General features: G+C 68.8%; 28 protein-coding genes. 20 read left to right on the forward strand and 8 right to left on the reverse strand.

All coding sequences use genetic code 11. From position 1 onward, the window contains the following. The 4 genes from Mterra_RS01860 to smpB form a co-directional block, all read right to left on the reverse strand. Positions 1 to 2,082 (reverse strand): AAA family ATPase (locus Mterra_RS01860; protein WP_147372499.1); only part of this gene is annotated, 2,082 nt, incomplete at its 3' end. Positions 2,083 to 2,220: 138 nt separating this feature from the next. Beyond that, positions 2,221 to 2,754, reverse strand: a complete 534-nt coding sequence (locus Mterra_RS01865; protein ID WP_119313614.1) for a GerMN domain-containing protein — start codon at positions 2,752 to 2,754, stop codon at positions 2,221 to 2,223. Beyond that, the gene (locus Mterra_RS01870; protein ID WP_119313615.1) at positions 2,751 to 4,055 is read right to left on the reverse strand and encodes an N-acetylmuramoyl-L-alanine amidase family protein; all 1,305 of its coding nucleotides are present in this window, start codon (positions 4,053 to 4,055) and stop codon (positions 2,751 to 2,753) included. The genes Mterra_RS01865 and Mterra_RS01870 overlap by 4 nt, the downstream gene beginning before the upstream one ends. A 38-nt stretch (positions 4,056 to 4,093) precedes the next feature. Continuing rightward, complete coding sequence (gene smpB, locus Mterra_RS01875; protein WP_119313616.1) at positions 4,094 to 4,525, reverse strand: SsrA-binding protein SmpB; 432 nt, start codon at positions 4,523 to 4,525, stop codon at positions 4,094 to 4,096. 327 nt (positions 4,526 to 4,852) lie between these two features. On the opposite strand from smpB, the gene Mterra_RS01880 reads away from it, so the two are divergent. Both Mterra_RS01880 and Mterra_RS01885 read left to right on the forward strand, forming a co-directional pair. Next, positions 4,853 to 6,085, forward strand: coding sequence for a carbohydrate ABC transporter permease (locus Mterra_RS01880; protein ID WP_119313617.1), 1,233 nt, complete (start codon positions 4,853 to 4,855; stop codon positions 6,083 to 6,085). Then, a complete protein-coding gene (locus Mterra_RS01885; RefSeq protein WP_119313618.1) occupies positions 6,075 to 7,304 on the forward strand; it encodes a carbohydrate ABC transporter permease in 1,230 nt (409 codons plus the stop codon). The genes Mterra_RS01880 and Mterra_RS01885 overlap by 11 nt, the downstream gene beginning before the upstream one ends. Before the next feature lie 195 nt (positions 7,305 to 7,499). Here the strand turns inward: Mterra_RS01885 and Mterra_RS21715 are convergent, their stop codons facing one another. Both Mterra_RS21715 and Mterra_RS01890 read right to left on the reverse strand, forming a co-directional pair. Next, positions 7,500 to 8,000 (reverse strand): hypothetical protein, encoded by a 501-nt coding sequence (locus Mterra_RS21715; RefSeq protein WP_147372500.1) that lies wholly within the window; start codon positions 7,998 to 8,000, stop codon positions 7,500 to 7,502. Between the two features lie 110 nt (positions 8,001 to 8,110). Next, the gene (locus tag Mterra_RS01890; protein WP_119313619.1) at positions 8,111 to 8,857 is read right to left on the reverse strand and encodes a double-CXXCG motif protein; all 747 of its coding nucleotides are present in this window, start codon (positions 8,855 to 8,857) and stop codon (positions 8,111 to 8,113) included. A 456-nt stretch (positions 8,858 to 9,313) separates the two neighbouring features. Here Mterra_RS01890 and Mterra_RS01900 point away from each other — a divergent pair, with 456 nt between their 5' ends. The 17 genes from Mterra_RS01900 to Mterra_RS01980 all read left to right on the forward strand — a co-directional run bounded on the left by Mterra_RS01900 (position 9,314) and on the right by Mterra_RS01980 (position 24,012). Continuing rightward, positions 9,314 to 10,576 carry an ABC transporter substrate-binding protein gene (locus tag Mterra_RS01900; protein ID WP_119313621.1) on the forward strand — a complete coding sequence of 421 codons (1,263 nt, stop codon included), beginning with the start codon at positions 9,314 to 9,316 and terminating at the stop codon, positions 10,574 to 10,576. Positions 10,577 to 10,851: 275 nt separating this feature from the next. Beyond that, positions 10,852 to 11,844: a type I glyceraldehyde-3-phosphate dehydrogenase gene (gap, locus tag Mterra_RS01905; RefSeq protein WP_119313622.1), complete on the forward strand. Its 993-nt coding sequence runs from the start codon at positions 10,852 to 10,854 to the stop codon at positions 11,842 to 11,844. Between the two features lie 67 nt (positions 11,845 to 11,911). After that, complete coding sequence (locus Mterra_RS01910; protein ID WP_119313623.1) at positions 11,912 to 13,099, forward strand: phosphoglycerate kinase; 1,188 nt, start codon at positions 11,912 to 11,914, stop codon at positions 13,097 to 13,099. Positions 13,100 to 13,213: 114 nt separating this feature from the next. Beyond that, positions 13,214 to 14,689: a PQQ-dependent sugar dehydrogenase gene (locus Mterra_RS01915; RefSeq protein WP_119313624.1), complete on the forward strand. Its 1,476-nt coding sequence runs from the start codon at positions 13,214 to 13,216 to the stop codon at positions 14,687 to 14,689. After that, positions 14,686 to 15,006, forward strand: coding sequence for a c-type cytochrome (locus Mterra_RS01920; protein WP_119313625.1), 321 nt, complete (start codon positions 14,686 to 14,688; stop codon positions 15,004 to 15,006). The genes Mterra_RS01915 and Mterra_RS01920 overlap by 4 nt, the downstream gene beginning before the upstream one ends. Positions 15,007 to 15,246: 240 nt before the next feature. Further along, positions 15,247 to 16,014 (forward strand): triose-phosphate isomerase, encoded by a 768-nt coding sequence (gene tpiA / locus Mterra_RS01925; RefSeq protein WP_119313626.1) that lies wholly within the window; start codon positions 15,247 to 15,249, stop codon positions 16,012 to 16,014. Positions 16,015 to 16,058: 44 nt separating this feature from the next. Further along, the gene (locus Mterra_RS01930; RefSeq protein ID WP_119313627.1) at positions 16,059 to 16,397 is read left to right on the forward strand and encodes a nucleoside triphosphate pyrophosphohydrolase family protein; all 339 of its coding nucleotides are present in this window, start codon (positions 16,059 to 16,061) and stop codon (positions 16,395 to 16,397) included. A 21-nt stretch (positions 16,398 to 16,418) separates the two neighbouring features. Next, a complete protein-coding gene (locus Mterra_RS01935) occupies positions 16,419 to 17,567 on the forward strand; it encodes a pyridoxal phosphate-dependent aminotransferase (RefSeq protein ID WP_119313628.1) in 1,149 nt (382 codons plus the stop codon). Positions 17,568 to 17,815: 248 nt separating this feature from the next. Beyond that, positions 17,816 to 18,853, forward strand: coding sequence for a pyruvate dehydrogenase (acetyl-transferring) E1 component subunit alpha (pdhA, locus tag Mterra_RS01940; protein ID WP_119313629.1), 1,038 nt, complete (start codon positions 17,816 to 17,818; stop codon positions 18,851 to 18,853). Beyond that, a complete protein-coding gene (locus Mterra_RS01945) occupies positions 18,850 to 19,848 on the forward strand; it encodes an alpha-ketoacid dehydrogenase subunit beta (RefSeq protein WP_119313630.1) in 999 nt (332 codons plus the stop codon). Before pdhA ends, Mterra_RS01945 begins: the two co-directional genes overlap by 4 nt. A 157-nt stretch (positions 19,849 to 20,005) precedes the next feature. Then, positions 20,006 to 21,190: a hypothetical protein gene (locus tag Mterra_RS01950; RefSeq protein WP_147372501.1), complete on the forward strand. Its 1,185-nt coding sequence runs from the start codon at positions 20,006 to 20,008 to the stop codon at positions 21,188 to 21,190. Between the two features lie 28 nt (positions 21,191 to 21,218). Next, positions 21,219 to 21,869, forward strand: a complete 651-nt coding sequence (locus Mterra_RS01955) for a hypothetical protein (protein ID WP_119313632.1) — start codon at positions 21,219 to 21,221, stop codon at positions 21,867 to 21,869. Between the two features lie 56 nt (positions 21,870 to 21,925). Next, entirely contained in the window at positions 21,926 to 22,129 is a 204-nt protein-coding gene (locus tag Mterra_RS01960) for a hypothetical protein (RefSeq protein WP_119313633.1), read from the forward strand. Positions 22,130 to 22,132: 3 nt separating this feature from the next. Next, positions 22,133 to 22,408 carry a hypothetical protein gene (locus Mterra_RS01965; RefSeq protein WP_119313634.1) on the forward strand — a complete coding sequence of 92 codons (276 nt, stop codon included), beginning with the start codon at positions 22,133 to 22,135 and terminating at the stop codon, positions 22,406 to 22,408. Beyond that, a complete protein-coding gene (locus tag Mterra_RS01970) occupies positions 22,405 to 22,632 on the forward strand; it encodes a helix-turn-helix transcriptional regulator (protein WP_119313635.1) in 228 nt (75 codons plus the stop codon). Before Mterra_RS01965 ends, Mterra_RS01970 begins: the two co-directional genes overlap by 4 nt. Next, positions 22,616 to 23,191, forward strand: a complete 576-nt coding sequence (locus Mterra_RS01975) for a hypothetical protein (protein WP_119313636.1) — start codon at positions 22,616 to 22,618, stop codon at positions 23,189 to 23,191. Before Mterra_RS01970 ends, Mterra_RS01975 begins: the two co-directional genes overlap by 17 nt. Positions 23,192 to 23,232: 41 nt before the next feature. Continuing rightward, positions 23,233 to 24,012: a potassium channel family protein gene (locus Mterra_RS01980; protein ID WP_119313637.1), complete on the forward strand. Its 780-nt coding sequence runs from the start codon at positions 23,233 to 23,235 to the stop codon at positions 24,010 to 24,012. A gap of 7 nt (positions 24,013 to 24,019) precedes the next feature. Here the strand turns inward: Mterra_RS01980 and Mterra_RS01985 are convergent, their stop codons facing one another. Beyond that, the gene (locus Mterra_RS01985; RefSeq protein ID WP_119313638.1) at positions 24,020 to 24,817 is read right to left on the reverse strand and encodes a class I SAM-dependent methyltransferase; all 798 of its coding nucleotides are present in this window, start codon (positions 24,815 to 24,817) and stop codon (positions 24,020 to 24,022) included. A gap of 92 nt (positions 24,818 to 24,909) precedes the next feature. On the opposite strand from Mterra_RS01985, the gene asnS reads away from it, so the two are divergent. Continuing rightward, positions 24,910 to 26,235 (forward strand): asparagine--tRNA ligase, encoded by a 1,326-nt coding sequence (gene asnS / locus Mterra_RS01990; protein ID WP_119313639.1) that lies wholly within the window; start codon positions 24,910 to 24,912, stop codon positions 26,233 to 26,235. Positions 26,236 to 26,246: 11 nt separating this feature from the next. On the opposite strand, the gene Mterra_RS01995 is transcribed toward asnS, so the two are convergent. Further along, the gene (locus Mterra_RS01995; protein ID WP_119313640.1) at positions 26,247 to 26,816 is read right to left on the reverse strand and encodes a glycerol-3-phosphate acyltransferase; all 570 of its coding nucleotides are present in this window, start codon (positions 26,814 to 26,816) and stop codon (positions 26,247 to 26,249) included. Between the last annotated feature and the right edge of the window lie 23 nt (positions 26,817 to 26,839).

The raw sequence follows: 26,839 nt of genomic DNA on the forward strand, positions 1-26,839 counted from the left end.
CTCGGGGGCCTCGGGGGGCGGGGGGTTGCCCAGGCGCTCCAGCGCCAGCCGCACGCCGCGCAGCTCGGCGCGGGCGGCTTCCTCCTGCTGGCGCGCCTCCTTGAGCGCGGGGTCCTGGAGCTGTTGCCGCAGCTCGGCGGCCCGGGCGCTGAGGGCCTGGACCTGGGCGCTGAGGGCTTCGGCCTCGGAGCGCACCTCGGCCAGGCGGCGGCGCTGGGCCAGCATCTGCCCGCCGCGCTGCACCCGGCCGCCGGTGATGGCGCCGCTGGGCTCGAGCAGCTCCCCCTCCAGCGTGACCAGCCGCGGGTGGTCGGGGTGCTGGCGGGCGAGGGTGAGGGCGGCCTCGAGGCTCTCCAGCACCAGGGTGTCGCCCAACAGGGTGGGCAGCGCCTCGGGGTGGGCGAAGCCGACGAGCTCGCGGGCCAGGCCGCGCACGCCGGGGAGCCGCGACCAGTCGCGGCGGGGCCGGTGGGCGGGCTTGAGCAGGGTCAGGGGGAGGAAGGTGGCGCGGCCGCCCTCGCGCTTGAGGTACTCGACGGCCTGCTTGGCGGCGCGCTCGTCGCGGGTGAGCACCCACTGCAGCCGGCCGCCCAGCGCGATCTCCAGGGCCAGCTCGAGGCCCTCGGGCACCTCGAGCAGGTCGGCCACCACGCCCAGCACCCCGGCGACCCCGGCGTTGCGGGCCTTGCGCGGGCCTTCGGCCAGGTCGGTGCCGCTTTGCAGGTAGGCCTCCAGGCGCTGGGCCTCGGAGCGGCTGGCCCGGAGGTCGGCGCCGAGGCCGCCCTCCTGCTTGACCACCCGGTCGAGCTCGGCGCGCAGCTGCTGCTCGCGGGCCTCGAGCCCCTGGCGGCGGGCCTCGAGCCCGGCCAGGGCGCCCTCCAGGCGGGAACGCTCGGCCTCCAGGTGCTGCTGCTGCTCCTGGGTCTGGCGGAAGGCGGCGAGGCGGGCCTCGTAGGTGGCCTGGGCCTTGAGGAAGGCCTCGTAGCGGGCCTGGGCCTGGCGCAGCTCGCGCTGCAGCTCGGCGAGGCGGGCCTCCGCCTGGCGCTGGCGTTGCTCGAGGCCCTCGACCTGCTGGGCGCCGGGCTCCGGGGTTTGGGGCTCCTGGGGCACGGGCAGGGCCTCGAAGCGGGCGACCTGGGCGCCGAGGCCCTCCGCCTCGCGGCGCAGGCGGGCCTCGAGGTCGCGCAGGTGGGCGGTCTCCTGCTCGAGCAGCCGCCGCTCGCCCTGCAGGGCCTCGGCCTGGCGCAGGGCCTCGCCGTGGGCGCGGTTGAGCCCCTCGAGGCCCTCCTGGAGGGCGGTCTTCTCCTGCTGCAAGGCGGCCAGCCGCCCGGCGAGCTGGGCCTTCTCGGCCTCGAGCTCGCCCAGCCGGGCCTGGGTCTTGCGGGCTTCGGCCTGGGACTCCTGGATGCGGGCCTGCACCAGGCCCCGCCGGAGCGCCAGGATCTGGCGGGAAAGCTCGCGCGCCCGGCGGGCGGCCTCGGCCTGGGCGGCCTTGGCCTGCAGGCCCTCCTTGAGCTCGGCGTGCTTGCGGCTCAGGGCCTCCATCTCCTGGGTGGCGGCCTCGAGGCGCTCCTCGGCGGTGCGGGTGGCGAGGGTGACGGCCTTGAGGCCGGCGGCTTCCTCGAGGTAGCCCAGCAGCACCTCGGGCCCCGCCTGCAGCACCTCGCCCACCTCGCCCTGGCCGATGATCGCGTAGCCGCCCCGGGCCAGGCCCGAGCCGGCCAGGGCCCGCTCGATGGCCTTGAAGGTGGCCTTGTGGCCCGACAGCCGCACGTCGCTAGCGCCGTCACGGTCGAGGCGGCGGGAGATCACCAGCCGCTCGCGGCCGCGCGAGAGCACCAGCTCGACCTCGGCGAAGCCCATGGGGGCGCGGCCCTCCGAGCCGTGGAACAGCAGGGCCTGGGCCTCCTCGCCCCGCAGCTCGCGGGCCCGGGCGCCCACGATCCAGCGCAGGGCCTCGACCAGGTTGCTCTTGCCCGACCCGTTGGGCCCCACCACCCCGGTCACGCTGGGGCCGAAGTCCAGCCGGGTGCGCTCGCCGAAGGATTTGAAACCCTGGAGGGTGATCTGCTCGATTCGCATGGTGTTCCTGGCCCCGGGGGCCGCTGATCGAGGGCTGAGTGTACCGCATGGGCGGGCGTTTGCCTACCGGCGGCTAATAAGTGAATAGATTCACGATAAATCCAGCTCGTGAAAACCTTCTGAACTTGTTGTGGCCCCCTACTGGGGCCGGACGATCGGCTCCAAAAGGCTCAGGTGGCCGAGGGATTCGACCTCCTTGCCCTCGAGCAGGAAGCGCACCGACTTGACCTGGGGGAACTCGAGCAGCGTGTAGGCCATGCCGTAGACCAGCATGACCTCGGCGGCGCTGCCCTGCTGGAGGCGGGCGTAGGCGGCGGGCAGGTTGACCATGGCCTGGTCGCCCAGGAGGTAGACCTTGGGCACGGGCAGGCCCACGGGGGCGATGGGGTAGGCGCCCTGGGCCTTGGGGCCCTTGAGCAGCTCGGCGAGGGCGAGCTCGAGGGGGCTGTCGCCCTCGGAGATCTCGAGGGTGCGGACCTCGATGGAGAATCCGTCGGCCTTGGCGTTGGCGAAGTGCAGCCGCACCGGGCGCTCGCCCAGCCGCTCGTCGCCCTTGCTGGGCAGGTTGACCACCGGCACCCGCAGCACGCCCTGGGTGTAGAACGTCACCCACAGGCCGCCGACGAGCACCAGCAGGCCGAAGATGTTGAAGAAGGTCAGGAAGCGTCTCATCGGCTGTTGCCTCCCCCGCCCGGCGCGGTGGGGTTGGCGGGCACGGGCTCCTCCAGGGGGACGTCGAGGTAGCGCAGGATGGCCTCGGTGAGGGCTTCGGCGATCTGCTTGCGCCGTTCGGGGCTGGCGGCCTCGTCCATGCCGACCTCGAGCAGCACCGCCGCGCCCCCCGCCTGCGAGAGCACGAAGTAGGGGCCCTGGGCCTCGAGGGGGACGAGCGCCCGGTTGGCCAGGGCCCCGGCGATCTCCTTCGACAGGCGCGCGCTCGCGTCGGGCTCGGCCACGAAGCGGCCGAGCACCTCGCGGCGGGGGGCGGGGGTCTTGGGCAGGAGCTGGCGGCCCTTGTCCAGGAAGGCCAGGCCGCGCTCGTCGGGGTAGGTGTAGGCGACGAGGTTCTTGCCGCTGGCGGCGTGCAGGCTGACGAAGACCTGGGCGAAGGTGGCCTGGCGGGCCCGCTCCGGGAGGGTGGGGTTGCGGTCGTCGCTGCGGGTCAGGCGGACGTCGAGGTTGCGGGCCTTGAGGCCCTCGGCCACGCGCTGCGCGAGGTTGAGGGTGACGTCCTTCTCGCGCACGCCGCCCACCGCGATGCCGGCGTCGGCGCCGCCGTGGCCGGGGTCGAGCACGACCCGGGGGTTGAACTTGCGCTCGCCCCACTCGAGCACCGCCTCGTTGGCGGAGTAGAACAGCCGCAGGGGGCCGGGGACGGGCGGGAGGGTCAGGCGCAGGCCGTAGCCGGCGGGGCTCAGCTCGTAGCCGCCGTTCTCGCCGGCCTCCACCACGCCGATGAGGGCGAAGGTCGGGGGGGTGGCGCTCAGGAGGCGCACCTGCACGTCGCGGTCGAAGCGCAGCACCACGCGGCTGAGGGCGTCGCTCGAGCTCTTGCGCACCGCCAGCAGCCGGGCCGGGCGCAGGCCGAGCACGTAGATGGAGCCCACCTGGCGGTACTCGAGGCCGAAGGCCGAGGCCAGCCCGCGGACGGGCAGCCAGGGCTCGCCCTCGCGCCGCCAGGCCTTGCCGGTGCTGCCCGCCTCCGCCGCGCTGTTGGCGTAGGGGAACCACTCCACCCGCCCGCCCAGGCTCACGTAGACCCCGGTGCGGTAGGCCACGAAGCCCAGCCCCAGCGCCTGGGCCATGGGCTCGGCGGGGCCGTAGGGGGCGTTGCCCGCGAAGGCCACGGCCACCGTGCGGTTGCCGACGGCCAGCGAGTACAGGCTCTGGGCGCCGGTGAGGTTGAACAAGAGCACGAGCGCCAGCGCCAGCAGCGGCCAGCGCCTCGAGGGCTTATCCACCTTGCCGAACATCGCTACAGTTCTAACGGCTGTGCCCGCGGCTTGCAAGCTCACCAGCTCTCCAGCTCGCGCTCCACGGCCCGGCGCTTGTCGTCGTCCTTCTTCTGGAAGGCCTTCTTGCCCCGCCCCAGGCCCAGCAGCAGCTTGGCCAGGCCGCGCTCGTTGAAGAAGATCTTAAGCGGGACCAGCGTGAGGCCCTTCTGCTCGACCCTAGCCCGCAGCTTGGCCAGCTCACCCTTGTGCAGCAGGAGCTTGCGCAGGCGGCGGGGGTCGTGGTTGGTGTAGCCGCCCTTCTCGTAAGGGGCGACGTAGAGGTTCTCGAGGAACAGCTCCCCGTTCTCGAAGCGGGCGAAGGCCCCGGTGAAGTCCACCTGGCTGGCCCGGATGGACTTGACCTCTGTACCCCGGAGCACCAGCCCCGCCTCGTAGGTCTCGAGGATCTCGTAGTCGTGGCGTGCGCGGCGGTTTTCCAGTCCGGCCATGAGCACTTCAGTCTAGAGGTAAAGCGGCTGAGATGCAAAGGTGGGAAAAGCGGTAAGCCGTCAGCGGTCAGCCGTCAGCGAAGGGCGGAAGGCATGTGGTGGACCCCTCCCTGGCTCTCCCTGCACACGGGGAGGGTGTATCCCCCCCAGCCCCCCTTGCTAAGGGGGGTGAAGAAAAGGGCGTTTCGCGTTTGGCGTTTTGCGTACGGCGTACGACGTAGGACGTACGACGTCCGACCCGCGCCCGGCTATGGGCTATCCGCTATGAGCTACCGACCATCGACATCTCGCGCTGAGCACCCGGCGCAGGCTGATATACTCTCGCCGATGAACGGTCTGAGGCTCACGGGGCTGCTGGGGGCGGCCGTGGTGCTGGGCCTGGCGCGCCTGGCCTGGGCGGTCGGGCTAGGGGGGGCCTGGCTCTACGGGGCGCTGGCGCTCGTGGCCGCCGGGGTCGCGGCGCTGGCGGTGGCGCGGCTGCCGCGGCGCACGCCCCTCACCCTGGCCGGCGGGCTGCTGGTGCCGGCGGGGGCGGGGCTGGGCTACCTCGAGCCCTGGCTCGTGCTGTTGAGCCCGCTGGGTGCGCTCCTGGCCTTCGCAGGGGCGCAGGGGCAGCTCTCCGAGCGGGAGCAGGCGAGCTTCTGGGGCTGGCTGCTGGTGTGGCCGGCGGTAGGCCTGCTGCTGGTGTGGCAGGTGCTCCCGGCCTTTTACGCGCTGTGGCTGTCCTTCCTCGACCGCTTCAACTTCATCGGGAACAGCCGCTTCGTGGGGCTGCTGAACTACGAGATCCTCCTGACCCGCGACCCGCTGTTCTGGAAGGCCATGAGCAACACCTTCTGGTTCGTGGCCTTCACGGTGCCCGCCGGGATCGGCCTCGCAACCCTCACCGCCATCCTGCTCAACGAGAAGGTGAAGCTGCAAGGGCTCTTCCGCACGCTGTACTTCCTGCCCTACATCACCGCGCTCACCGCGGCGGCGGCGGTGTGGGACTGGATCTACAACCCCGAGTTCGGCTTCCTGAACTGGCTGTTGGGCACGCCCGGCTTCCAGTGGCTGAGCACGCCGGAGGGGATCTTCGCGCGGCTGCTGGCGCCGCTGGGGGTCAAGCTCAGCGGGTTCTGGGCGGGGCCCAGCGTGGCCTTCGTGGCGGTGATGGTGATGAGCGTCTGGCACTTCCTGGGCTACCAGGTGGTGGTGCTGCTGGCGGGCCTGCAGAACATCCCCAAGGAGTACTACGAGGCCGCCGAGCTCGACGGGGCGAGCTGGTGGCAAAAGGTGCGCTTCATCACCTGGCCGCTGCTCTCCCCCACCACCTTCTTCCTCTTCACCCTCTCGCTCATCGGGGCGTTCCAGGTGTTCACGCAGGTGCTCATCCTCACGCCCACCGGCGGGGTGCTGCAGGACACGCTGACCATCGCGCTCTACCTCTACAACAAGGGCTTCCGCGACTCCAACTTCTCCTACGCCTCGGCGCTGGCGGTGGTGGTGTTCGTGGTGATCCTGGTGCTGACGCTGGTGCAGCGGCGGGTGCTCGAGCGGAGGGTGACGTATGAGGCCTAAGCCCCTGCGCTGGCGGGCCCTGCTGGGGCAGGTCGCCGTCTACGCCGTGCTCATCGCGGGTTCGGTGGTGATGGCCTTCCCCTTCTACTGGATGCTCGCCACCAGCCTCAAGAGCCCGCAGGAGGCCCAGCAGGCCGTGCCGGTGTGGGTTCCCGAGCGGCTCAAGCCGGCCAACTGGGCCGCGGCAGCGCGGCTGGGGGCGCAGGGGGGCTCGAGGTGGTGGGGCGGTTACCGCGCCGGGCGCAGCGTGGTGCTGCGGGTCTATACGGGCGAGAGGGGACCCGAGCCGGTGGTCACCATCCCCACGCCCCCGGCGGCCTTCTCCGACCCCCGGGCCGACAACACCCGCATCACCACGGCCTTCAAGGACGGCTGGTGGGAGGTCAGGCTCACCAACGGCGGGCCGGAGTCCTTCCGGCTGCTGCCGGTGCGGATGTACATCGCCAAGAGCTACCGGGAATTCCGCCCCGAGCTCCAGCCCGACAGCGTCAGCAGCCGCGGCGAGGACTGGGAGCTCTCCTGGAGCAACCTGGCCCCGGGCGTGCTGGGCTACGTGTTCCACAACTTCCGCGAGGCCTGGTACGCCGCGCCCTTCGGCCGCTACTTCTTCAACAGCTTCTTCACCGCGCTCGCGCAGGTGCTCGGCGGCCTGGTCATCGCGGCGATGGCGGCCTTCGCGCTCGCCCGCATCCCCTTCCCCGGCAAGGAATTCGTGTTCAGCCTGATCATCGCCACCCTGATGATCCCCGGCGAAGTGCTCTTAATCCCCAACTACATCCTGCTGGCGCGGCTCGAGTGGCTCGACACCTACTACGCCCTGATCGTGCCCTGGCTGGCCTCGGTGTTCGGCATCTTCCTGCTGCGCCAGTTCTACCTCTCGCTGCCCCAGGACCTCTTCGACGCCGCCCGCATCGACGGGGCGAGCTACTGGAGCCAGCTCTGGCGCATCGCCCTGCCGCTGTCGGTGCCGGGCATGATCACCTACGGCATCTTCACCTTCCTGGGCGCCTACAACGCGCTCTTGTGGCCGCTGATCGTGACGAACTCGCCGGAGATGCGCACCATCCAGCTCGGGCTGCAGTCGTTCATCGGGGAGGCGGGCAGCGACTACGGCGGGCTGATGGCGGCCTCGACGCTCTCGATCCTGCCGATCGTGCTGGGGTACTTCCTGGCGCAGAAGCAGTTCATCCAGGGCGTGGCGAGGAGCGGGATCAAGTGAAGGGCATAGCGGCTGCGGTCACCAACCGGATGCCACCTACCCGTTCTCGCCGGGGGCCCTTCCAGGCTCGAGCCGGATGATCGGGCGAGGTTGGGCAAGCACGGCCCCAACGCCTGCTTGAAGAAGCTGATGCTTGCATGCAGTTGGCTGTGAGCGAGAGCGCACCCTCCACCCTGCTGGGTCGTTCATCAAAACTCATGGCATTTGCAGGGTGGTTTTCTCAGTGAAGTACACGTCATCTTCCATCGTTACGCTAACCAACCACCTCCCATTTCGGGCAACGAAGTACTTATGACCCGGCATATTAATGAAGTCGGGAATGAGTTTGGCAAAATCCCTGTAGCTTAGCTCCAAAGCACAATCAGCGTAGTGGTCCTCGAAGAAGATCCCGAGCTCGCCAGCAATGCCAAAGTATTGGCCGATTGACAGAACAAGCTCCTTCTGTTGTTCGGCGTAACCAATACCGCTTAGCGCTTGTGTCCCAGAGTAACCGGCAGGTGGATGCAGGCTGATGTGTGGTATTTTTTCCCACGAGGTTCGCTGAGCATTATTGGGGAGAGCGGCAACAGCCCTGAAGTACGGATCAGCAGCTTTGATTTGCATTCTTCCTTGCGCCAACCCTTCCAGGATTGTCGTTAATGAGGCCTCGCTAAAGAGCGAAGCAGTATTGCTCTTGGTGAAGGTCTCGGCATTCACGGGCATCCGATCTCCTTGCCAGCAAAAACGTTGATATGCGCTCCATTTCTGCCATCGTGTTCAAGCCGTGCTGAATACGATAGCCAATCTTGCCATCAGCCGTGTTCATCCTAACAAAGCTCTTCAAGGCGGATGTTATTGGTGCCGGGGCTCGCCAAAACCTCCCGTGCCTTGTCGGTTACATAGACCTCATTAGGGTTTAAGTCGAGGTTGAAGAAATCTGAACCGTCCCATCGGGAAACATCGATGCGGGAGGATATTTTTGGTGGGTGCTTCCGTCTACCACACCGCTTACAAACAACCATGTCCTCCAGGTTAGAGCCCTCTCTCCAGCCGTGGCCTACCACCCTCAAGACAAACAGTCGAGGTATGGTTCCTCCTTCCAGTTCGAGCTTCTTTGGGAGTCTGACCGAAGGCTCAATTGCTATGAATCCCTTGAGGTCGGCTTCCCTCAGCAGGTTAAGGACGCGCTCTGAAACGACGACCTCCCCTGTCCAAGGGAAAAGAACGTCATGCGGCACATCTATGCGGTTAAGCTTCAGGATAGGACGTCCCAAGGCATCCCCGGGCCAGAATTGATAATCCTCGGGAAGGCCCATCACAGCCCGTAGATCTTCAATTAGCCGGTGCCAGTCAGAGTCTTGTAACACCCCTGGTCTCAGTTGCTTAGCCAGTCCTGATTTCCTCACTGCTTCAGCAAGAGGCAGGTAAAGTTTCCGAGAACCTGCCCATATTTGTCCACATGAATCACATTTGATTCCCGGGATCGAGAACTCATCTATCACCTCGAGCGGGTTTTGACGCGATCGCTGCAAGTCAGACTCGTACAAAGGTGGACAGAGGCGGAAGTAGTGCATGCAGCTCCCTCAAGGACATCTGGTCGGCACCTTATACCCAAGTAGTGGGCATCCGATCAAGGCTGAAGTCTTTAAATTGGCAAAGCTCCCAACTCCACCTGAGTTGCGTTAGGGGCATTGCGTGTCAACTACCTTGACCAAACCCTAACGGGTTCTGTCAGGGCTTGCAAGGACAGAATCATGGGAAACACGATTCGCTTCCCCCACGTTCGGCCCGCCAGGATTGCTCCTGGTGCGTAGTGAAGGGCCATCGGCCCCGGTCCTCGAATACCCCCCACTGAACGATTTGGGTGGTCTCGACCACCTCGGTCCGGCCCTCGCCGGTCCTCAGCTCGTTCTTGCCGGTGGTCTTGTCGTAGGTCAGCACCGGGGTGCCCTCCGGTTAGGTTTTGGAAAGCCTTATGACATAATCCTGACAAGCACTACCGAATGTAGGGCTGTAACCGAGGAGGAAGCATGAAACGGAGTTTCGCGCTGTGGCTTTCGTTGGGGATCGTTGGCTTAGCCGTGGCTCAGCCCAAGGCCGAGGACGTGATCAAGGAGCAGTGCGCCAAGGCCGAGGTGGTGGCCGAGCTGTGGCACGGCTTTACCGGGGGCGCGCCCAAGGCGGCGCTCGAGAACCTGATCGTGGAGTTCAACCGGGGCAAGGGCGGCGGCGCCTGCGTGCGCCCCGTGCCGCAGGGGAGCTACCGCGACCTCTCCACCAAGCTCAAGGCGGCGTTCGCGGCGAACAAGGTGCCGGCCATGGCGCAGGCCTTCGAGAACAACATCGCGCTGTACCTCGAGGGCGACGCGGTGCTGCCGGTCTCGAGCCTGGGCCTCGACCTCAAGGGCCTCAACCCCCTCTTCGTCAACGCCACGAAGATCAAGGGCCAGGTCTACGGCGTTCCGTTCAACAAGAGCGTCCAGATCATGTACTACAACAACGACCTCTTGAAGAAGTACGGCGCCAAAGTGCCCACCTCCATCGACGAGTTCGTGGCGACGGCCAAGCGCCTGTCGGAGGGCGAGAAGACCCCGGTCTACTTCTTCGTGCCCGACGCCTCCACCTACGCCTACTGGTTCTTCACCCGCGGCGGCAGCTACAACCAGAACGGCAAGATCGTGCTCAACTCCAAGGTGGGGGTCGAGACCCTGGAGTTTTTGGTGAAGGGCGTCAAGGACGGCTGGGCCAAGCCCATCACCCAGGGCTTCATCAACGCCAACTTCGGCTCGGGCACCTTCGGCTTCTCCACCGACACCTCCGCGGGCTACAGCTTCTACAAGAGCGCGGCCAAGTTCGACCTGGGCACCGCGCCCCTGCCCGGCAAGACCGGCAAGCAGCCCGGTTACGCGCTGGTGCAGGGCACCAACCTCATCGTCTTCAAGCAGGCCGACGCCAAGGAGCGCGCGCTGGCCGCTGAGTTCCTCAGGTTCGTGATCAGCCCCAAGGCCCAGGCGGTCTTCGGCGTGGCGACCGGTTACGTGCCGGTGCACCTGGGCTCGGGCGCCGACGCCACCGTGACCCGCTACGTCAAGGAAAACCCCTGGTTCGGCACCATCCTCACCCAAAGCCGCTTCGCCCGCTTCGAGCCGGCCATCTCCGAGTGGGAGCAGATCCGCTTCGACATCCTGGGCCAGGCCATCAAGGAGGCGGTGCTGGGGCAGGCCACGCCCAAGGCCGCGCTGGACAAGGCCCAGAAACAGGTGGACGACCTGCTCGCGGGCCGCACGCGCTAGCGGGCCGAACGCCAGAAGACGGCTCGTGGTTAAAGGTTTTTTCCCGCAGACCGCGAGCCACAAGCCACGGGCTTTCCGCCTTTAGCTATCAGCTACCGGCTATCGGCTATCGACGCTAAAACCGAATTGGGACATTGCTCCGCTCGAGGCTTTTCTCGGGCGGGGTAATCTATGGCAGGTGCGCTGCTTGGACGCGGTTCAGGAGCAGCCGGGTAAAAAAAGTGGGGTATAGTGTGACGGCTGCTGCGAGGCAGAACCCCACACAGGGAGGAACTATGCGCGTAGGAATCAACGGATTCGGTCGTATCGGTCGCCAGGTGTTCCGCATCCTCGAGGAGCGCGGGGTGGAAGTGGTCGCCCTCAACGACCTCACCGACAACTCCATCCTCGCCCACCTGCTGAAGTACGACTCCAACTACGGTAAATTCCCCGGCAGCGTCAGCTACGACGAGAACAACATCGTCGTCAACGGCAAGGCCATCCGGGTCTACGAGGAGAAAGACCCCGCCGCCCTGCCCTGGGGCGACATCGGCGTGGACATCGTCATCGAGTCCACGGGGCGCTTCACCAAGCTCGAGGCCGCCGAGGCCCACCTCAAGGCGGGGGCCAAGAAGGTCATCATCAGCGCGCCGGGCAAGGGCGACATGCTCACGGTGGTGATGGGCGTCAACGAGCAGGAGTACGACCCCGCCAAGCACCACGTCATCTCCAACGCGAGCTGCACCACCAACGGCCTCGCCCCCGTCGCCAAGGTGCTCAACGACCGCTTCGGCATCGAGAAGGGCCTGCTGACCACCGTCCACGCCTACACCGCCAGCCAGAGCCTGGTGGACGCCGCCAAGGACGACCCCCGCGACGCCCGCGCCGCCGCGCTCAACATCGTGCCCAGCGAGACCGGCGCGGCCAAGGCCGTGGGCCTGGTGATCCCCGAGCTCAAGGGCAAGTTCGGCGGCATGGCCTTCCGCGTGCCCACCAGCACGGTGAGCGTGGTGGACTTCACCGCCGTGCTCGCGCGCGAGGCGAGCAAGGAGGAGATCAACGCCGCGATGAAGGAGTACGCCGAGGGGCCCATGAAGGGCATCCTGGCCTACACCGAGGAGCCGCTGGTGTCGAGCGACCTCAAGGGCGACCCCCACTCCTCCATCTTCAGCGCCCTCGACACCTTAGTGGTGGGCAACCTCGCCAAGGTGGTGAGCTGGTACGACAACGAGTGGGGCTACTCCTGCCGCGTGGCCGACCTGACGCAGTACATCGGCAGCAAGCTGTAGCGACGCGGGGCACAAGACGCAAGTGTCCATCAGCTATCGGCGATCGACATATTCCATGGGGTGAACCATGCGTACCCTCGAGGACTTCGACGCATCCGGTAAGCGGGTATTGGTGCGGGTAGACTTCAACGTGCCCGTGAAGGAGGGCAAGGTCAAGGACGAGACCCGCGTCTCGGCGGCCATCCCGACGCTCAAGCGCCTGCTCGAGCAGGGCGCTACGCTGGTGCTCTTCAGCCACCTGGGCCGGCCCAAGGGCGGCTTCGAGGAGGCCAGCAGCTTGGCGCCGGTGGCGCCGGTGCTGGAAAAGCACCTGGGCCGCCCCGTGACCTTCATCGGCGGCAGCGCCGAGCTGACCCCGGCCTCGGAGGGCACGCTCGAGCGGGTCAGGGCCTTGCCTGAGGGATCGGTGGCCCTGCTCGACAACGTGCGCTTCGAGGCGGGCGAGGAGAAGAACGACGAGGGGCTGGCCCAGAAGTACGCCCGCCTGGGCGAGGCCTTCGTGCTCGACGCCTTCGGCAGCGCCCACCGCGCCCACGCCTCGGTGACGGGGGTCGCGAAGTACCTGCCGAGCTACGCCGGGCTGCTGATGGAGCGGGAGGTCTCGAGCATCAGGCGCGTCATCGACAACCCCGAAAAGCCTTACTGGGTGGTGCTGGGCGGGGCCAAGGTCTCCGACAAGATCGGGGTGATCGAGAACCTGCTGCCCCGCGTCAGCGGCATGGTGATCGGCGGGGCGATGGCCTTCACCTTCATCAAGGCCCAGGGCGGCAAGGTGGGCAAGAGTTTGGTGGAGGACGACAAGCTGGGGCTCGCCCAGGAGCTGCTGAAGAAGGCCGCCGGTCTGGGCGTGCGGCTGCTGCTGCCCAGCGACGTGGTGGCGGCGCAGAAGATCGAGGCGGGGGCCGAGACCCGCGTCATGCCCGCCCACGACATCGAGGAGGGCTGGATGGGCCTGGACATCGGCCCGGAGAGCGCCAAGACCTTCGCGGCGGCGCTGCAGGGGGCCAAGACCGTGCTGTGGAACGGCCCGATGGGCGTCTTCGAGGTGGACGACTTCGCCAAGGGCACCCTGGCGGTGGGCGAGGCCATCGCCGGGCTGCAGGGGGCCTTCACGGTGATCGGCGGGGGCGACTCGGTGGCGGCGGCCAACAAGCTGGGCGTGGCCGAGGAGTTCAGCCACGTCTCCACCGGCGGCGGGGCCAGCCTGGAGCTGCTCGAGCTCGGCACCCTGCCGGGCATCGAAGCCCTGTCCTAAAAGCAGGAAACGGCCCCGGGGGTGGACACCAGGTCCACCCCCGCCGTCTCGTGCCTCAGGCGGGACTCAGCCCGGGTAAAGGGAAAGCTCAAGCCCCCGCACGAGAGTGCGGTCATGCGGCGGTGGGGATTGTGGCTGGGCCGCCTGGCCCTGCTGGGGCTGGTGGCGGGGCTGGCGTTCGCGCTCAAGTCGTGCTACTTCATCGCGCCCTCGTCGGGCGGGGGCCAGACCGCCTTCGAGCCCCCGCGCCGGGTGAACCCGGCCGACGTGCAGCTCCCCCCGGGCTACCGCCTCGAGGCGGTGGCGCAGGGGCTCACCTTCCCGGTGGCCGTGGCCTTCGACGGCGAGGGGCGGGTGTACGTGCTCGAGGCCGGCTACTCCTACGGCGAGGTGCGCACGGTGCCGCGGCTGCTCGAGGTGCGCCCCGGGGGCGAGCCGCGCGAGGTGGCGCGCGGCGACAACCCGCCCTGGAACGGGCTGAGCTACCACGAGGGGGCCTTCTACATCGCCGAAGGCGGCGAGTTCGAGGGCGGGCGCATCCTGCGGCTGCGGGACGGGCAGCTCACCCCCCTCGTCACGGGACTGCCCAGCGTGGGCGACCACCACACCAACCGCGCGGTGATGGGGCCGGACGGCTACCTCTATTTCGGCCAGGGCACCGCCACCAACTCCGGCGTGGTGGGCCCCGACAACCACGACTTCGGCTGGCTCCGCCGCCGCCCCGACTTCCACGACACCCCCTGCAAGGACGTGAAGCTCGCCGGGCGCAACTTCGAAAGCCCCAACCCCCTCACCCCCGACCCCAATGACAGGGCCGTGACCGGGGCCTTCCTGCCCTTCGGCACGCCAAGCCAGCCGGGGCAGGTAATCCCGGGCCGGCTGCCCTGCAACGGCGCGGTGCTGCGGGTGCGCCCGGAGGGCGGGGCGCTCGAGCTCGTGGCCTGGGGCTTCCGCAACCCCTTCGGGTTGGCCTTCAGCCCCGACGGCACCCTCTACGTCAGCGACAACAGCTACGACGAGCGCGGCAGCCGCCCGGTCTTCGGCACCGGCGACGTGCTGTGGCGGGTGGAGCCGGGGGCCTGGTACGGCTGGCCCGACTTCCACGCCGGGCGCTCGCTGCTCGAGGCCGACCACTTCACCCCGCCGGGCAAGTCCCCGCCCGGCCACGTGCTGGCCGAGCACCCCGGCACCCCGCCCAAGCCCGTCGCCCTGCTGGGCGTCCACGCCTCGGCCAACGGCTTCGACTTCTCGCGCAGCGCGGCCTTCGGCTTCGCCGGGCAGGCTTTCGTCGCCGAGTTCGGCGACATGTCGCCCGGGGTGGGCAAGGTGCTGGCCCCGGTGGGCTTCCGGGTGGTGCGGGTGGACCCGGCCACGGGAGCCGTCTACGACTTCGCCGCCAACAAGGGCGACAGCTTCGCCCCGGCCTCCAAGCAGGGCTCGGGGGGCCTCGAGCGCCCCGTCGATGCCCGCTTCAGCCCCGACGGCGGCGCGCTGTACGTGGTGGACTTCGGGGTGATGACCGTGGGCGAGCGACCCCAGCCTAGAGAGGGCACCGGCGTGCTGTGGCGCGTCACGCAGGAGGGGCCGTGAGGGGTTTGGTCGCGCTCGCGCTCCTGCTGGCGGCCTGTGCCCCCCAGCGGGTGAGCATCGCCAACTACCCCGAGCTCGAGGCCACCCGCGGCGAGGCGCTGTTCATGCGCTACTGCCACCAGTGCCATCCCAACGGCGCCGCCGGGCTTGGCCCCTCCCTCAACGACAAGCCCCTCCCCGGCTTCCTCATCGCCCTACAGGTCCGCGTCGGCCTGGGCGCCATGCCCGCCTTCGGCTCCGGCGTCATCTCCGACGCCGAGTTGGACGAGATCGTGGCCTACGTGCAGGCGTTGCACCGGGTGGCGGGGGAGCGGTGAGGGTTGGTGGGGGGGGCGATGGCCGATAGCCAAGCGCTGAACGCGGGTCGTACGTCGTACGTCCTACGTCGTACGCAAGACGCCTTGTCACCCCCTTAGCAAGGGGGCTGGGGGGATACCCCCTCCCCGGGCGCGGGGAGGGACAGGGTGGGGTCCACCACACGCCACGGGCCTTCCGCTGACCGCTGAAGGCTGACGGCTTCCCGCCACATTTCCCGTTTGCCTTAGTATTGGAGCCGTATGCGCAAGACTCTCGTCGCTGGCAATTGGAAGATGTATAAGACGCCCACCGAGGCGAAGGCCTGGTTCAAGGAATTGCTGCTCAAGATTCCCACCTCCCTCCCGGCGGAGGCCGCGCTGATGGTGCCCTTCCCCTTCCTCCCGGCGGCGCAGGAGGTGCTGCTCGGGACGGCCGTGGCGTACGGGGCGCAGGACGTGTCGGCGCACGTGGAGGGGGCGTACACGGGCGAGACCTCGGTGCGGATGCTCGCCGACCTCACCTGCAAGTACACCATCGTGGGGCACTCCGAGCGGCGCAGTTACCACAAGGAGTCGGACGCACTGGTGGCCGAGAAGGCCAAGCGGCTGCTCGAGCACGGCATCATCCCCATCCTCTGCGTGGGGGAGCCGCTCGAGGTGCGCGAGGCCGGGAACGCGGTGGAGTACACGCTCGGCCAGCTCCAGGGGAGCCTCGAGGGGGTGCCCCTCGACGACTACGACCGCCTGGTGGTCGCTTACGAGCCGGTCTGGGCCATCGGCACCGGCAAGACCGCGACCCCCGAGGACGCCGAGGCCATGCACCGCGAGATCCGGGCCTGGTTCGCCCGGCGCTTCGACCTGGCCTTCGCCAACGGGGTGCGCATCCTCTACGGCGGCTCGGTCAAGCCCGACAACGCCGCCGCGCTCTTCGCGCAGCCCAACGTAGACGGGGGGCTGGTGGGCGGGGCCAGCCTGCAGCTCGAGAGCTTCCTGGCGCTGCTCGAGGCCGCCCCGCGCAGCAAGGCCTGAGGCTTTTTGACGAGGCCGCGGCCCGCGGGTAGGCTGGGGCCAGCATGAAGCTTCAGGACTTCGACCACTACCAGCGCGAGTCGCGCAAGACCTGGAACTTAGTCCACACCGACCACCCCATCGTCTACCCCACCCTGGGGCTAGCCAACGAGGCGGGGGAGGTCGCGGGCAAGGTCAAGAAGCTCTTCCGCGACAAGGGCGGGCAGATCGGCGAGGCCGACCGCGAGGCGCTCAAGCAGGAGCTGGGCGACGTGCTGTGGTACCTCGCCCAGATCGCCACCGAGCTGGGCCTGAGCCTGCAGGAGATCGCCGAGGCCAACCTCGCCAAGCTCTTCAGCCGCCTCGAGCGCGGCCAGATCGGCGGGGAGGGCGACAACCGCTGAAGGGCGCGGTATCTTGACGCTATGCCCGCCGAGTTCCACCCCCGCACCAAGGTCACCACCGAGAGCATCTTCTCCCGGATGAGCCGCCTGGCGCTCCAGCACGGCGCGATCAACCTGGGGCAGGGCTTCCCCTCCAACCCCCCGCCCGGCTTCCTGCTCGAGGCCGCCCGCCGGGCGCTGGGCCGCGTGGACCAGTACACCCCACCCCCTGGCCTGCCCGCTTTGCGCGAAGCCCTGGCCGAGGACCTGGGGGTGACGCCCGAGCAGGTCATCGTGACCGCCGGGGCCACCGAGGCGCTCTCCTCGCTCGCCGACTCGCTCTACGGCGAGGGCGACGAGGTGGTGATGCTCGAGCCCTACTTCGACGCCTACTTGCCCCAGACCCTGATGGTGGGGGCTAAGCCGGTGCTGGTGCCCATGCGCCTGCAACCCACCGACTCAGGATCGCCCGGGGGCGGCTGGGAGCTCGACCTGGAGGCGCTCGAGGCCGCCATCACCCCGCGCAGCAAGGTCCTGCTGCTCAATAGCCCCTACAACCCCACCGGCTCGGTCTTCTCGCGGGAGGAGCTCGAGGCCATCGTGGCCCTGGCCCGCCGCCACGACCTCTGGGTCATCAGCGACGAGGTCTACGACGAGCTGTACTTCGGGGCGCCGCCCACGCCCCTGCGCACGCTCGCCCCCGAGCGGGTCTTCACGGTGGGCTCGGCGGGGAAGCGGCTCGAGGCCACCGGCTGGCGCATCGGGTGGATCGTCACCCCGCCCGGCCTGGCCCCCGAGGTGGCCGGGATGCGCCAGTGGTCGAGCTTCTGCTCGGCCGCCCCGCTGCAAGCCGCCGTGGCCGAGGCCCTGCCCCTCGCCCGCGCCGAGGGCTTCTACGCCGAGCTCCGCGAGAGCTACGGCCGCCGCAAGGACCTGCTCGCCCAGGGGTTGCGGGGCATGGGCCTCGAGGTCTTCGAGCCCCAGGGGACCTACTTCCTCACCGTACGCATGCCCGAGATCGGCGCCGAGGTGCTGGTGCAGGAGGCCCGCGTCGCCATCATCCCCGGCAGCGCCTTCTACGCCTCGAGCCCGCCCCCGCAGGGGCTCTACCGCTTCGCCTTCTGCAAGACCGCCGACGACATCGAGCAGGCGCTGGAGCGGCTCGAGCGCTTCTTGCGGGTGCGGGGGTGAGGGTGTGGGTGGGTGATAGCCGATAGCTGATAGCCAAGCGCAAGACGCCGGTCGTACGTCCTACGGCGTACGTCGTACGCCTTGGCCCTAGACCCTCGACCCTCGACCAACCACAAGCTGACGGCTGACCGCTGATGGTTTACTGCTTTCCTTGTGTATTATTTCACGATAAATCTTGCTCGTGAGTTTTTTCTTTGCATCGGGTTGATCCCCGCCGGCCTAACGGGCGTTAGGGTAAACTGGGCTTCGTGGACCCAATTCGTTACCTCGATGATGACGGAAAGCCCCTGCGGGACATACCTCTGAGCGAGGAGGAGTTGCTGCAGGGCTACCGGGCGCTCCGGAGAGCGCGGCACTTCGACGAGCGCGCCCTGGTGTTGCAGCGGCAGGGGCGGCTGGGGGTTTACCCGCCTTTCCGGGGGCAGGAGGCCGCGCAGGTGGGGGTGACCCTCAGCCTGGAGAAGTCGGACTGGCTGTGCCCGAGCTACCGGGAGACGGCCGCCGCCCTGACCTTCGGGATGCCGCTGTCGAGGCTGATCCTCAACTGGCGGGCCGACCCCGCGGGCTGGCGCATCCCTGAAGGGGTCAACATGATCCAGTTCTACATCCCCATCGCCACCCAGGTGCCCCAGGCCGCCGGGCTGGCCTACGCCGAGAAGCTCAAGGGGAACAGCGCGGTGGCGGCGGTGTTCATCGGCGACGGGGGGACCTCGGAGGGCGACTTCCACGAGGGGCTCAACTTCGCCTCGGTCTTCGACGCGCCGCTCTTAATCGTGGTGCAGAACAACGGCTGGGCCATCAGCGTGCCCACCCACAAGCAGATGAAGGTACAGCGCGTGGCGCTCAAGGCCCAGGGCTACGGCATCCCCGGCGTGACGGTGGACGGCAACGACCTCGTGGCGGTGTGGACGGTGGCCCGCAAGGCCGCGGCCAGGGCCCGCGCCGGGGAGGGCCCCACCCTGATCGAGGCCCTGACCTACCGCGTCGCCCCCCACACCTCCTCCGACGACCCCGGCCGCTACCGCACCGAGGACGAGGCCGAGGCCTGGAAGAAGCGCGACCCCATCGCGCGGATGCGGGGCTGCCTGGCGCACTTGGGGCTGTGGGACGACGAGAAGGAGAAAGCGCTCGAGGAAGAGCTCGAGGCCGAGTTCGTGGCCGCGGTGGACGAGGCCGACCAGGCCCCCGAGCCCAAGCCCTGGGAGATCGTCGAGCAGGTCTACGCCGAGATGCAGCCCGACCAGCAGGCGGCGTGGAACTACCTGCGCACCGGAGGTGAGGCATGATCGCCGAGCGCGGCACCCGCGTGATTAACCTGGTCCAGGCGGTGAACGAGGCGCTCGACCTCGCCCTCGAGCGCGACCCCCGGGTGGTGCTCTTCGGCGAGGACGTGGGCAAGATGGGCGGGGTTTTCCGGGCCTCCGACGGCCTGCAACCCAAGTACGGCGACAAGCGCGTCTTCGACACCCCGCTCGCCGAGAGCGGGATCGTGGGCTTCGCCATCGGCATGGCGATGGCCGGGCTGCGCCCGGTGGCCGAGATCCAGTTCGCGGGCTTCCTCTACCCTGCCCTCGACCAGATCCTCTCGCACTTAGGCCGCATGCGCCACCGCACCCGGGGCCGCTTCACCATCCCGCTGGTGATCCGCGCCCCCTACGGCGGCGGGGTCAAGACCCCCGAGCAGCACGCCGACAGCCCCGAAGCCATCCTCTGCCACGTCCCCGGCGTCAAGGTGATCATCCCCAGCAGCCCCGAGCGGGCCAAGGGCCTGCTGCTGTCGGCCATCGAGGACCCCGACCCGGTGTTCTTCCTCGAGGCCATCAAGCTCTACCGCGGCGTGAAGGCCGAGGTGCCCGAGGGCTACTACACCTTGCCCATCGGCAAGGCCCGCGTGGTGCGCGAGGGGGGCGCGGCAACGCTGATCGCCTACGGCGGCATGGTCGAGGTGTGCCAGAAGGCCGCCGAGGTGGCCGCGCGCGAGGGGGTGGAGCTCGAGGTCATCGACGTGGAGACCCTGGTCCCGCTCGACACCCCGACCCTGGTGGAGTCGGTGGCCAAGACGGGCCGGGCCGTGGTGGTCTACGAGGCCATGCGCACCGGCGGCTTCGGCGCCGAGATCGTCGCCCGCCTCGCCGAGGAAGCCACCGACTACCTCGAGGCCCCCGTCGTCCGCGTGGCCGGCTGGGACGCGCCCTACCCGCCCTTCAGCGCCGTGGAGAACTTCTACCGCCCCGACACCAAGCGGGTGCTCGAGGCGGTGCGCAAGGTGCTGACGCACTGAGGGCGCTTCCCACGAATACCCTCAGGCGTTTTCGGGACTGCGAGAAGCACTGAGACGCGCTAAAGCAAAGCCCACTGGTTTTCTCCAGTGGGCTCGTGTATTTTAGACACACTGCAACTTTTGGGCGTATCCGGTGAGGGCACTCGAGGGGGTGGGGATGCGACTGTTGAGGCGTTTTGCAGCATTGACCGCCGTCTGTCTGGGGCTAGCCGCTGCTTCCCCCGGCATGCTTCGTGAATTCCTGACGAAGCTCAACACCGCCTGGGACTCCGGGCATTACCTCAGCGCGCTGGTTCAGGCCGAGACGGCGTTCAGGGGGCCACCGCCGGGTCACGACGGCGCTTTCTTCGCCCAAGTGCTCGCCTGGGCCCGCTCCTACGTCGGAGATACCCAGGGGGCCAGAGAGGCTTTCGGCAGCGCTTTCCCGGCCGGTACGGCCACGGAAATACCCGCAGGCGCCCGGCAGGAAGAAGCCGTTGGGGCCATCGTCCGGGCCGCCAAGGAGCGGCGGGTAGTGATCCTAAACGAGGCGCATCACGTCCCCATGCACCGCGCGTTCGCCCTGCGCCTGGCCTTGGCCTTGCGGGAGGAAGGCTTCACCCACTTCGCCGCGGAAACCTTCCTGCCCGGCGTGGCCGAGCTCGCCCGCAAGGGCTACCCGAGCCTGGGGATGGGGCACTACTCCAAGGAGCCGGTCTTCGGTGACCTGATCCGGAACGCGATGAGGGTAGGCTACCGGCTCGTGCCTTACGAGCCGGAAGGGGACGTTCAATCCATAGAGGCCCGAGAGCAGGCCCAAGCCGATAACTTGCAGCGGATCCTGCAGCGCGATCCCACGGCTAGGGTTTTGGTCTATGCGGGCTTTCACCACGTCTTTGAGAGTCCCGATCCCCTTGGCAACGTATGGATGGCCCAGCGCCTCAAGGATCTAGCAGGGATAGATCCGCTCACCATCGACCAGACCACTGAGGCGGCCTTCCCCGTCACCACCTCCGCAGTCCTGCGCTCGGCGAACGGCGTTTTTGTTACGCTCGGCCAATATGCGGGCCGGGTGGACATCCAAGTTCTCCATCCTAGGGAGGTGTTGGTGGGCGGGCGACCCTCCTGGTTGCGCGAGTGGTTGGGTAGGAAGCCAGTGGAAGTTCCGTCCGCTTTGCTCCCCGTTGCTCAGCGGGTCTTGGTACAGGCTTTCGTGGCGGGCGAGGGCAGTGACGCGGTGCCCTTTGATCAGATCGTGGCGGAGCCGGGCCGCAAGCTGATGCTCACCCCAGGCCGCTATGAGCTGGTCTCCCAGGATGATATGGGCAGGATCCTCGCACGGCGGAGCCTCGAGGTGCGCTGACCCGCTCGAGGAGCGACAAGAGGCGGACATGAGAGCCCTTCTGATCGTGGTTTCCTTAGCCTCGACCTGCTGCGTGGCGCAGGCGACGCCCCAATCGTGCGTGCCCCCGGTGGACGGGGTGCAAGTGGCGGTCGGCTCGGACGACTCGGCCACGGTGTCGGCGCGTGTGAAGCAACTGTTCGACGAGGATCAGGCCGCCCGGGAAGCTTTCCGGGGCCGCGCCCCGACCCAGGAGGAGCTCGAGCGGCTCATCCGATCTGACACCGAGCGCAGGGCCGAGGTGCTGGGCTATCTCAGGGCGGGAAAGCTCGCGTTCTATCACGACTTCTACCACGCCGCCTTCATCTTCCAGCACGGCAATTGCCTCGAGCACATCAAGCTCGCCGCCGAGCTGGCCCGCCAGGCGATGGCCCTGGCGGACACCCGGAGCGCCCGCTGGATTTACGCCGCGGCGACGGACCGCTACCTCGTCCTGCAGGGCAAGCCGCAGAAGTACGGCACCCAGTTCTCCGCGAACCCGGCGAACGGGCCGTGCCTCTACCCGGTGGACCCGGCCACCAAGGGACGAGGAGCGCCTGGCGTACGGGGTACCCCCGCTAGCCGAGTCGCTCAAGAGGGTCGAGGGCAGATATTGCGAGTTCAAGCCTTAGCCACGGGAGGGGTCGTCAAGCTCGCTTGACAATTTGTCGCCGACACTTTACACTTCTGTCAAGCTTCCTTGACAGGGGGTGGGCGATGAACCAATGGCACCTGTTCGAAGCTGAGGCAAAGGCGAAGGTGGAGCAACTGCAAGCCGACGCCTTACGGCAGCGCCTCCTTGCCCCGGTGGGCGTGCCCGCCTGGCGCAGCGCGCTTGCAGGGGTGCTCGTGGCGATGGCTCGGCGGCTCGACGGGCGGCTCGAGGTCCGGCGCGTGAGCCTGAAGCTGGGAGAGGGGTAAGCCATGCTGTGGGTTGTCCTGATCGTCGCGGCTCTCCTCGTGGTTATGTCGCTGTGGTTGCGTCACAACGCGCGGGAGGACGAGTTCACCCGGGGGCTCCGCCGGCAGGGGCTCGAGTACGGGGCGATGGCCGTTTTCGGGCTGGCGGTCGGGGCTGCGGCCTGGGGCGAAATTTCCGGGGTGGACGCCGCGCGCCCGTATGCCGTAGGTGCGGTCCTGGCGATTCTGGGACTCAACCTTGGTGAGCTTCTGTACGCCTGGTGGAGGCTGCGCCGGTGAAGAACCGCTTGCGGGTTTTACGGGCGGAGTACGGCTGGAGCCAGGCCGACTTGGCTGAGCGGCTTGAAGTTTCGCGCCAGACCGTCAACGCCATCGAGACCGGGAAGTACGACCCCAGCCTGCCGCTGGCCTTCAAGATCGCCCGGCTGTTCGGCCTGACCATCGAGGACATCTTCGAGGACGAGAACGCGACTGAGGAGGCGAAGCATGTTGGTAAAGCGTAAGTACGAGGTCAACCTCGAGTGGCCCCTCCTCCTGCTGGCGGGCCTGATCGCCTGGCGCTATGGCGGCTACGTCACCGCGCAGGTCGTGGCCTGGGGCATGGTGGCGATCCTGCTCGTCGCCTTCGCGCTCTTGAGCCTCGTCACCTCGACCAACCCCTACCATTCGTCGGTTCAGATCGGCGGGGTGAAGGTGGAGAGCCGGGTCAGCCCCCTGCCTTCCCGGCGCACGCTGCTCACGCTCGGGGCGGGGGCGCTGGCCTTCGTTTACCTCGCCTGGCACGGGCACCCCTGGGCGCTCGTGGGCGCGGTGGCGCTGCTGCTCGAACTGCTGCCTGGGACACCCTCGCTGTGGGACGAGTACGTGGCCGACGTGCTGCGCCGGGCGCTGGTCCAGGCCGGCTTCGCCGGGATGCTGGCGGCGGTGCTGGGCGCGGTGTTCGGGGTGAGCGCCCTCGAGGTCGCGGTGCTGGCCCTGAGCGGCTACCTGCTGACGCTGCAGCTCTACCTCTACCGCTGGCAGAAAGCCCAGGGGGCCGGGGGCGAAGCGGGCAGCGCCTGAGACTCAGCCCGCGCTCCGCTGGCCCTTCTACCCTGAAGGGCATGACCGACCCCAAAACCCCTGAAGCGCGGCTGGAACTGGCTCGAGACCTCTTCGAGCTGCCGATGGCGGTGCTCTCGCTGGCGATGCTGGGGCTGGTGGTGCTCGAGGCGGCGCTGCCGCTCTCCCCAGGCGCCGCGAGGGCCGTCGAGGCGGCGCAGTGGCTGATCTGGGGGGCCTTCACCCTCGAGTACTTCACCTTTTTGCTGCTCTCCCCCGACAAGCTGGCCTACGTGCGCGAGAACTGGTTCGGGCTGCTCACCGTGATCCTGCCGTTCCTGCGGGTGTTCCGGGCCTTCCGCGCGGTGCGGGCAGTACGGGCGCTGCGGGCGGTGCGCGTCGCCAACCTGACCCGGCGGGGCGCGGTGCAGTTCCGCAGCCTCCTGCAGTGGAGCAGCTTCGCCTACTTCATGACCGTGGTGGCGCTGATCGTCCTACTGGCCCCGGCGGCGATGGTGTGGCTCGAGCCGGCGGGCGGGCTCGGCAGCTACGGGGCGGCGCTGTGGTGGGCGGTGGGCATCGTCACCACCATCGGCTCCTCGCTCGAGCCCCGGACCCTCGAGGGCCGGCTGCTGGCCGGGCTGCTCTACGTGCTGGGCCTGGCGGTCCCGGCCTACTTAGGCGGGGTGATCGCCTCGACGCTCATCGGGCAGCGGCAGCAGGACGTGGGCGAGGCCCGGCCCGGAGAGGGCGAGGGGGTGTACAGCCTCGAGGAGCGCCTCGAGCGGCTGGAGGCCAAGCTCGACCGGCTGCTGGAGGGCAGGCCGGGCGGCGGGGCCTGAGCCGGCCTTAGCTGGCGATCCCCCGCACGGCCCAGGCCCGGGCCTTGAGCGTGATCGAGCCGTCGGCCGCCGCCGGGAGCCGCTCGCGCAGGCGCTCGCGCAGGCGGGCCCGGGCGTCGTCCTCGAGCGAGGCGACGTAGCCGGGCGCGGGCCCCTGCCCGCCCAGGAAGGGTTCCCAGTAATCGTCGAAGCTGGCGAAGGGGGTGGGCACCTCGAGGGCGGTCTTCCGCAACTCCTGCAGCCTGGCCCCGGCGAAGAGGTCGGCGAGGGCGTCGGGGGCGCACAGCGGGAAGCGAGCGGCTTCGTCCAACGGCGCGGCAGCGGGGTCGAGCGATAGCACGCAGTCCCAGAAGAGGCGGATGAGCTCCATGCCCCCGGCGTAGTCCCACACGTAAGCCCCCACGACGCCGTCCGGGGCCGTAACCCGCACCATCTCGGCCAGCGCGGCGGGGGCGTCGGGGACGAAGTTGAGGACCAGCCCGGACACCACCGCGTCCACCGACTCGTCGGCCAGGGGGATGGCGGCCCCGCTGCCGGGGTAGAGCTCGACCCGGCCGGCCAGGCGCGCCCGCGCGGCCTCGCGAAAGCCCTCCGACGGCTCGACCCCCACGACCGCCGCGGGCGAACAGCCCTCCAGGATGGCCGCGCAGAGCGCGCCCGTGCCGCACCCCACGTCCAGCCAGCGCCTCCGGGCGGGAACGCCCAACCAGGCGAGGAAAAGGGGCGCGACCCGGCGGCTCCACCGGCCCACGTACCGCTCGTAGGGGTCGCCCTGCTCCCAGGTGTCCGGCGTAGGGTGAGGCATGGGTTGTTCCTCCTTCCGACCATCATAGGCCGGCCCAGCCCCCCGGGGCCCATCCCGTGCACGGCCGCCTCGAGCCCGGGTAAAATCCCCTGGTGCAACGAGCCTTTATCGAAGAGATCAGCAAGCACGAAGGCCAGGAAGTGCTCATCCGCGGCTGGGTCACGGGCCGCCGCAGCAAGGGCAAGATCCACTTCCTCACCCTGCGCGACGGGACCGGCTTCATCCAGGCCACGGTGTTCAAGGGCGAGCTCCCCGACGAGCAGTTCGAGCAGGCCGACCACCTCCCCCAGGAGGCGGCCCTCGAGGTCACGGGGCTGGTGCGGGCCGACCCCCGCGCGCCGGGCGGCTACGAGCTGGGCGTGAAGGGCCTCAAGGTCATCAGCCTGCCCAGCCGGGAGTACCCCATCACGCCCAAGGAGCACGGCGTGGACTTCCTGATGGACCACCGCCACCTGCACATGCGCCACCGCCGGGCCTGGGCGGTGCTGCGGGTGCGCGACGAGCTCGAGCGCGCCATCCACGACTTCTTCCACGCGCGGGGCTTCGTGCGCCTGGACTCCCCCATCCTCACCCCCAACGCCGTCGAGGGCACCACCGACCTCTTCGAGGTTGACCTCTTCGACGGGGAGAAGGCCTACCTCTCGCAGTCCGGGCAGCTCTACGCCGAGGCCGGGGCCATGGCCTTCGGCAAGGTCTACACCTTCGGCCCCACCTTCCGCGCCGAGCGCTCCAAGACCCGCCGCCACCTGCTGGAGTTCTGGATGGTCGAGCCCGAGGTGGCCTTCATGACCCACGAGGAGAACATGCAGCTCCAGGAGGACCTGGTGGCCTACCTCGCGGGGCGGGTGCTGGAGGAGAAGAAGCTCGAGCTGCAGATGCTCGAGCGCGACACTGCCGTGCTGGAGACCACCGCGCAGGGCAATTACCCCCGCATCCACTACACCGAGGCGGTGGAGATGGTCAATAAGATCGCGGCGGAGCAACCCGAGCAGGGGCTCGAGCCCATGCAGTGGGGCGACGACTTCGGCGCCCCCCACGAGGCCGCCCTCACCCGCCGCTTCGACCGGCCCATCTTCGTCGAGAAGTACCCGGCGGCGGTGAAGGCCTTCTACATGCAGCCCGACGACGAGGACCCCCGGCTGGTCAAGAACGCCGACATGCTGGCTCCCGAGGGCGTGGGCGAGATCATCGGCGGCAGCCAGCGCATCCACGACCCCGGGCTATTGCTGCGGAAGATCCGCGAGCACGGCCTGCCCGAGGAGGTCTTCGACTGGTACATGGACCTGCGCCTCTTCGGCACGGTGCCCCACTCGGGCTTCGGGATCGGGCTCGAGCGCACCGTTCGCTGGATCTGCGGCATCGAGCACATCCGCGAGGCCATTCCCTTCCCCCGGATGTACACCCGCATGCGCCCCTAGCGGCCGGGGGCTCAGTGCCCCCACCACCGCCCCGTCAGCACCAGCACCCCGCGCACCGCCAGCGGGAGCAGCGCGAACAGGGCCAGGGCGAAACCGGGCCCGCCCCAGGTCGCGGCCAGGAGGTACGCGAAGCCGAAGATGGCCCCGAAGGGCAGCCAGCCGATCTGGGGCAACAGGCGCTCGTTGGTGAGCTTGTGCAGGGCCCCGACGGCCAGGGCCAGGGCTGTGCCGATGAGCACCGGGCCGGGCAGGAGCGCGAGCACGTAGCCGAAGGCAGGGGCCAGGCCACCCCCGCCGCGAAAGCCGAAGAACACCGGCCAGATGTGCCCCGCGGTCAGGGCCGCGCCCGTCCAGGGGCGAAGCTCCGGGCTCACCGAGTGGGCGAGCCAGGCGACCAGGGCCCCGCGGCCGACGTCGGCCAGGGCGACGGCCGTGCCCCAGGCCGGCCCGAACTGGCGGAACACGCCGGAGGCCCCGGCGATGTCGTGCCGGCGGATGTCGAGGCCCCTGAAACGACCGGCGAGGATGGCGAGGTTGAGGGAGCCGACGAGGTAGGCAGCGGTGAGCAAGAGCCAATCCATGCTGCTTCCAGACTACAGGAGCG

The sequence above is a fragment of the Calidithermus terrae genome (assembly GCF_003574345.1).
In the GTDB taxonomy this organism is placed as follows: Bacteria; Deinococcota; Deinococci; order Deinococcales; family Thermaceae; genus Calidithermus; species Calidithermus chliarophilus.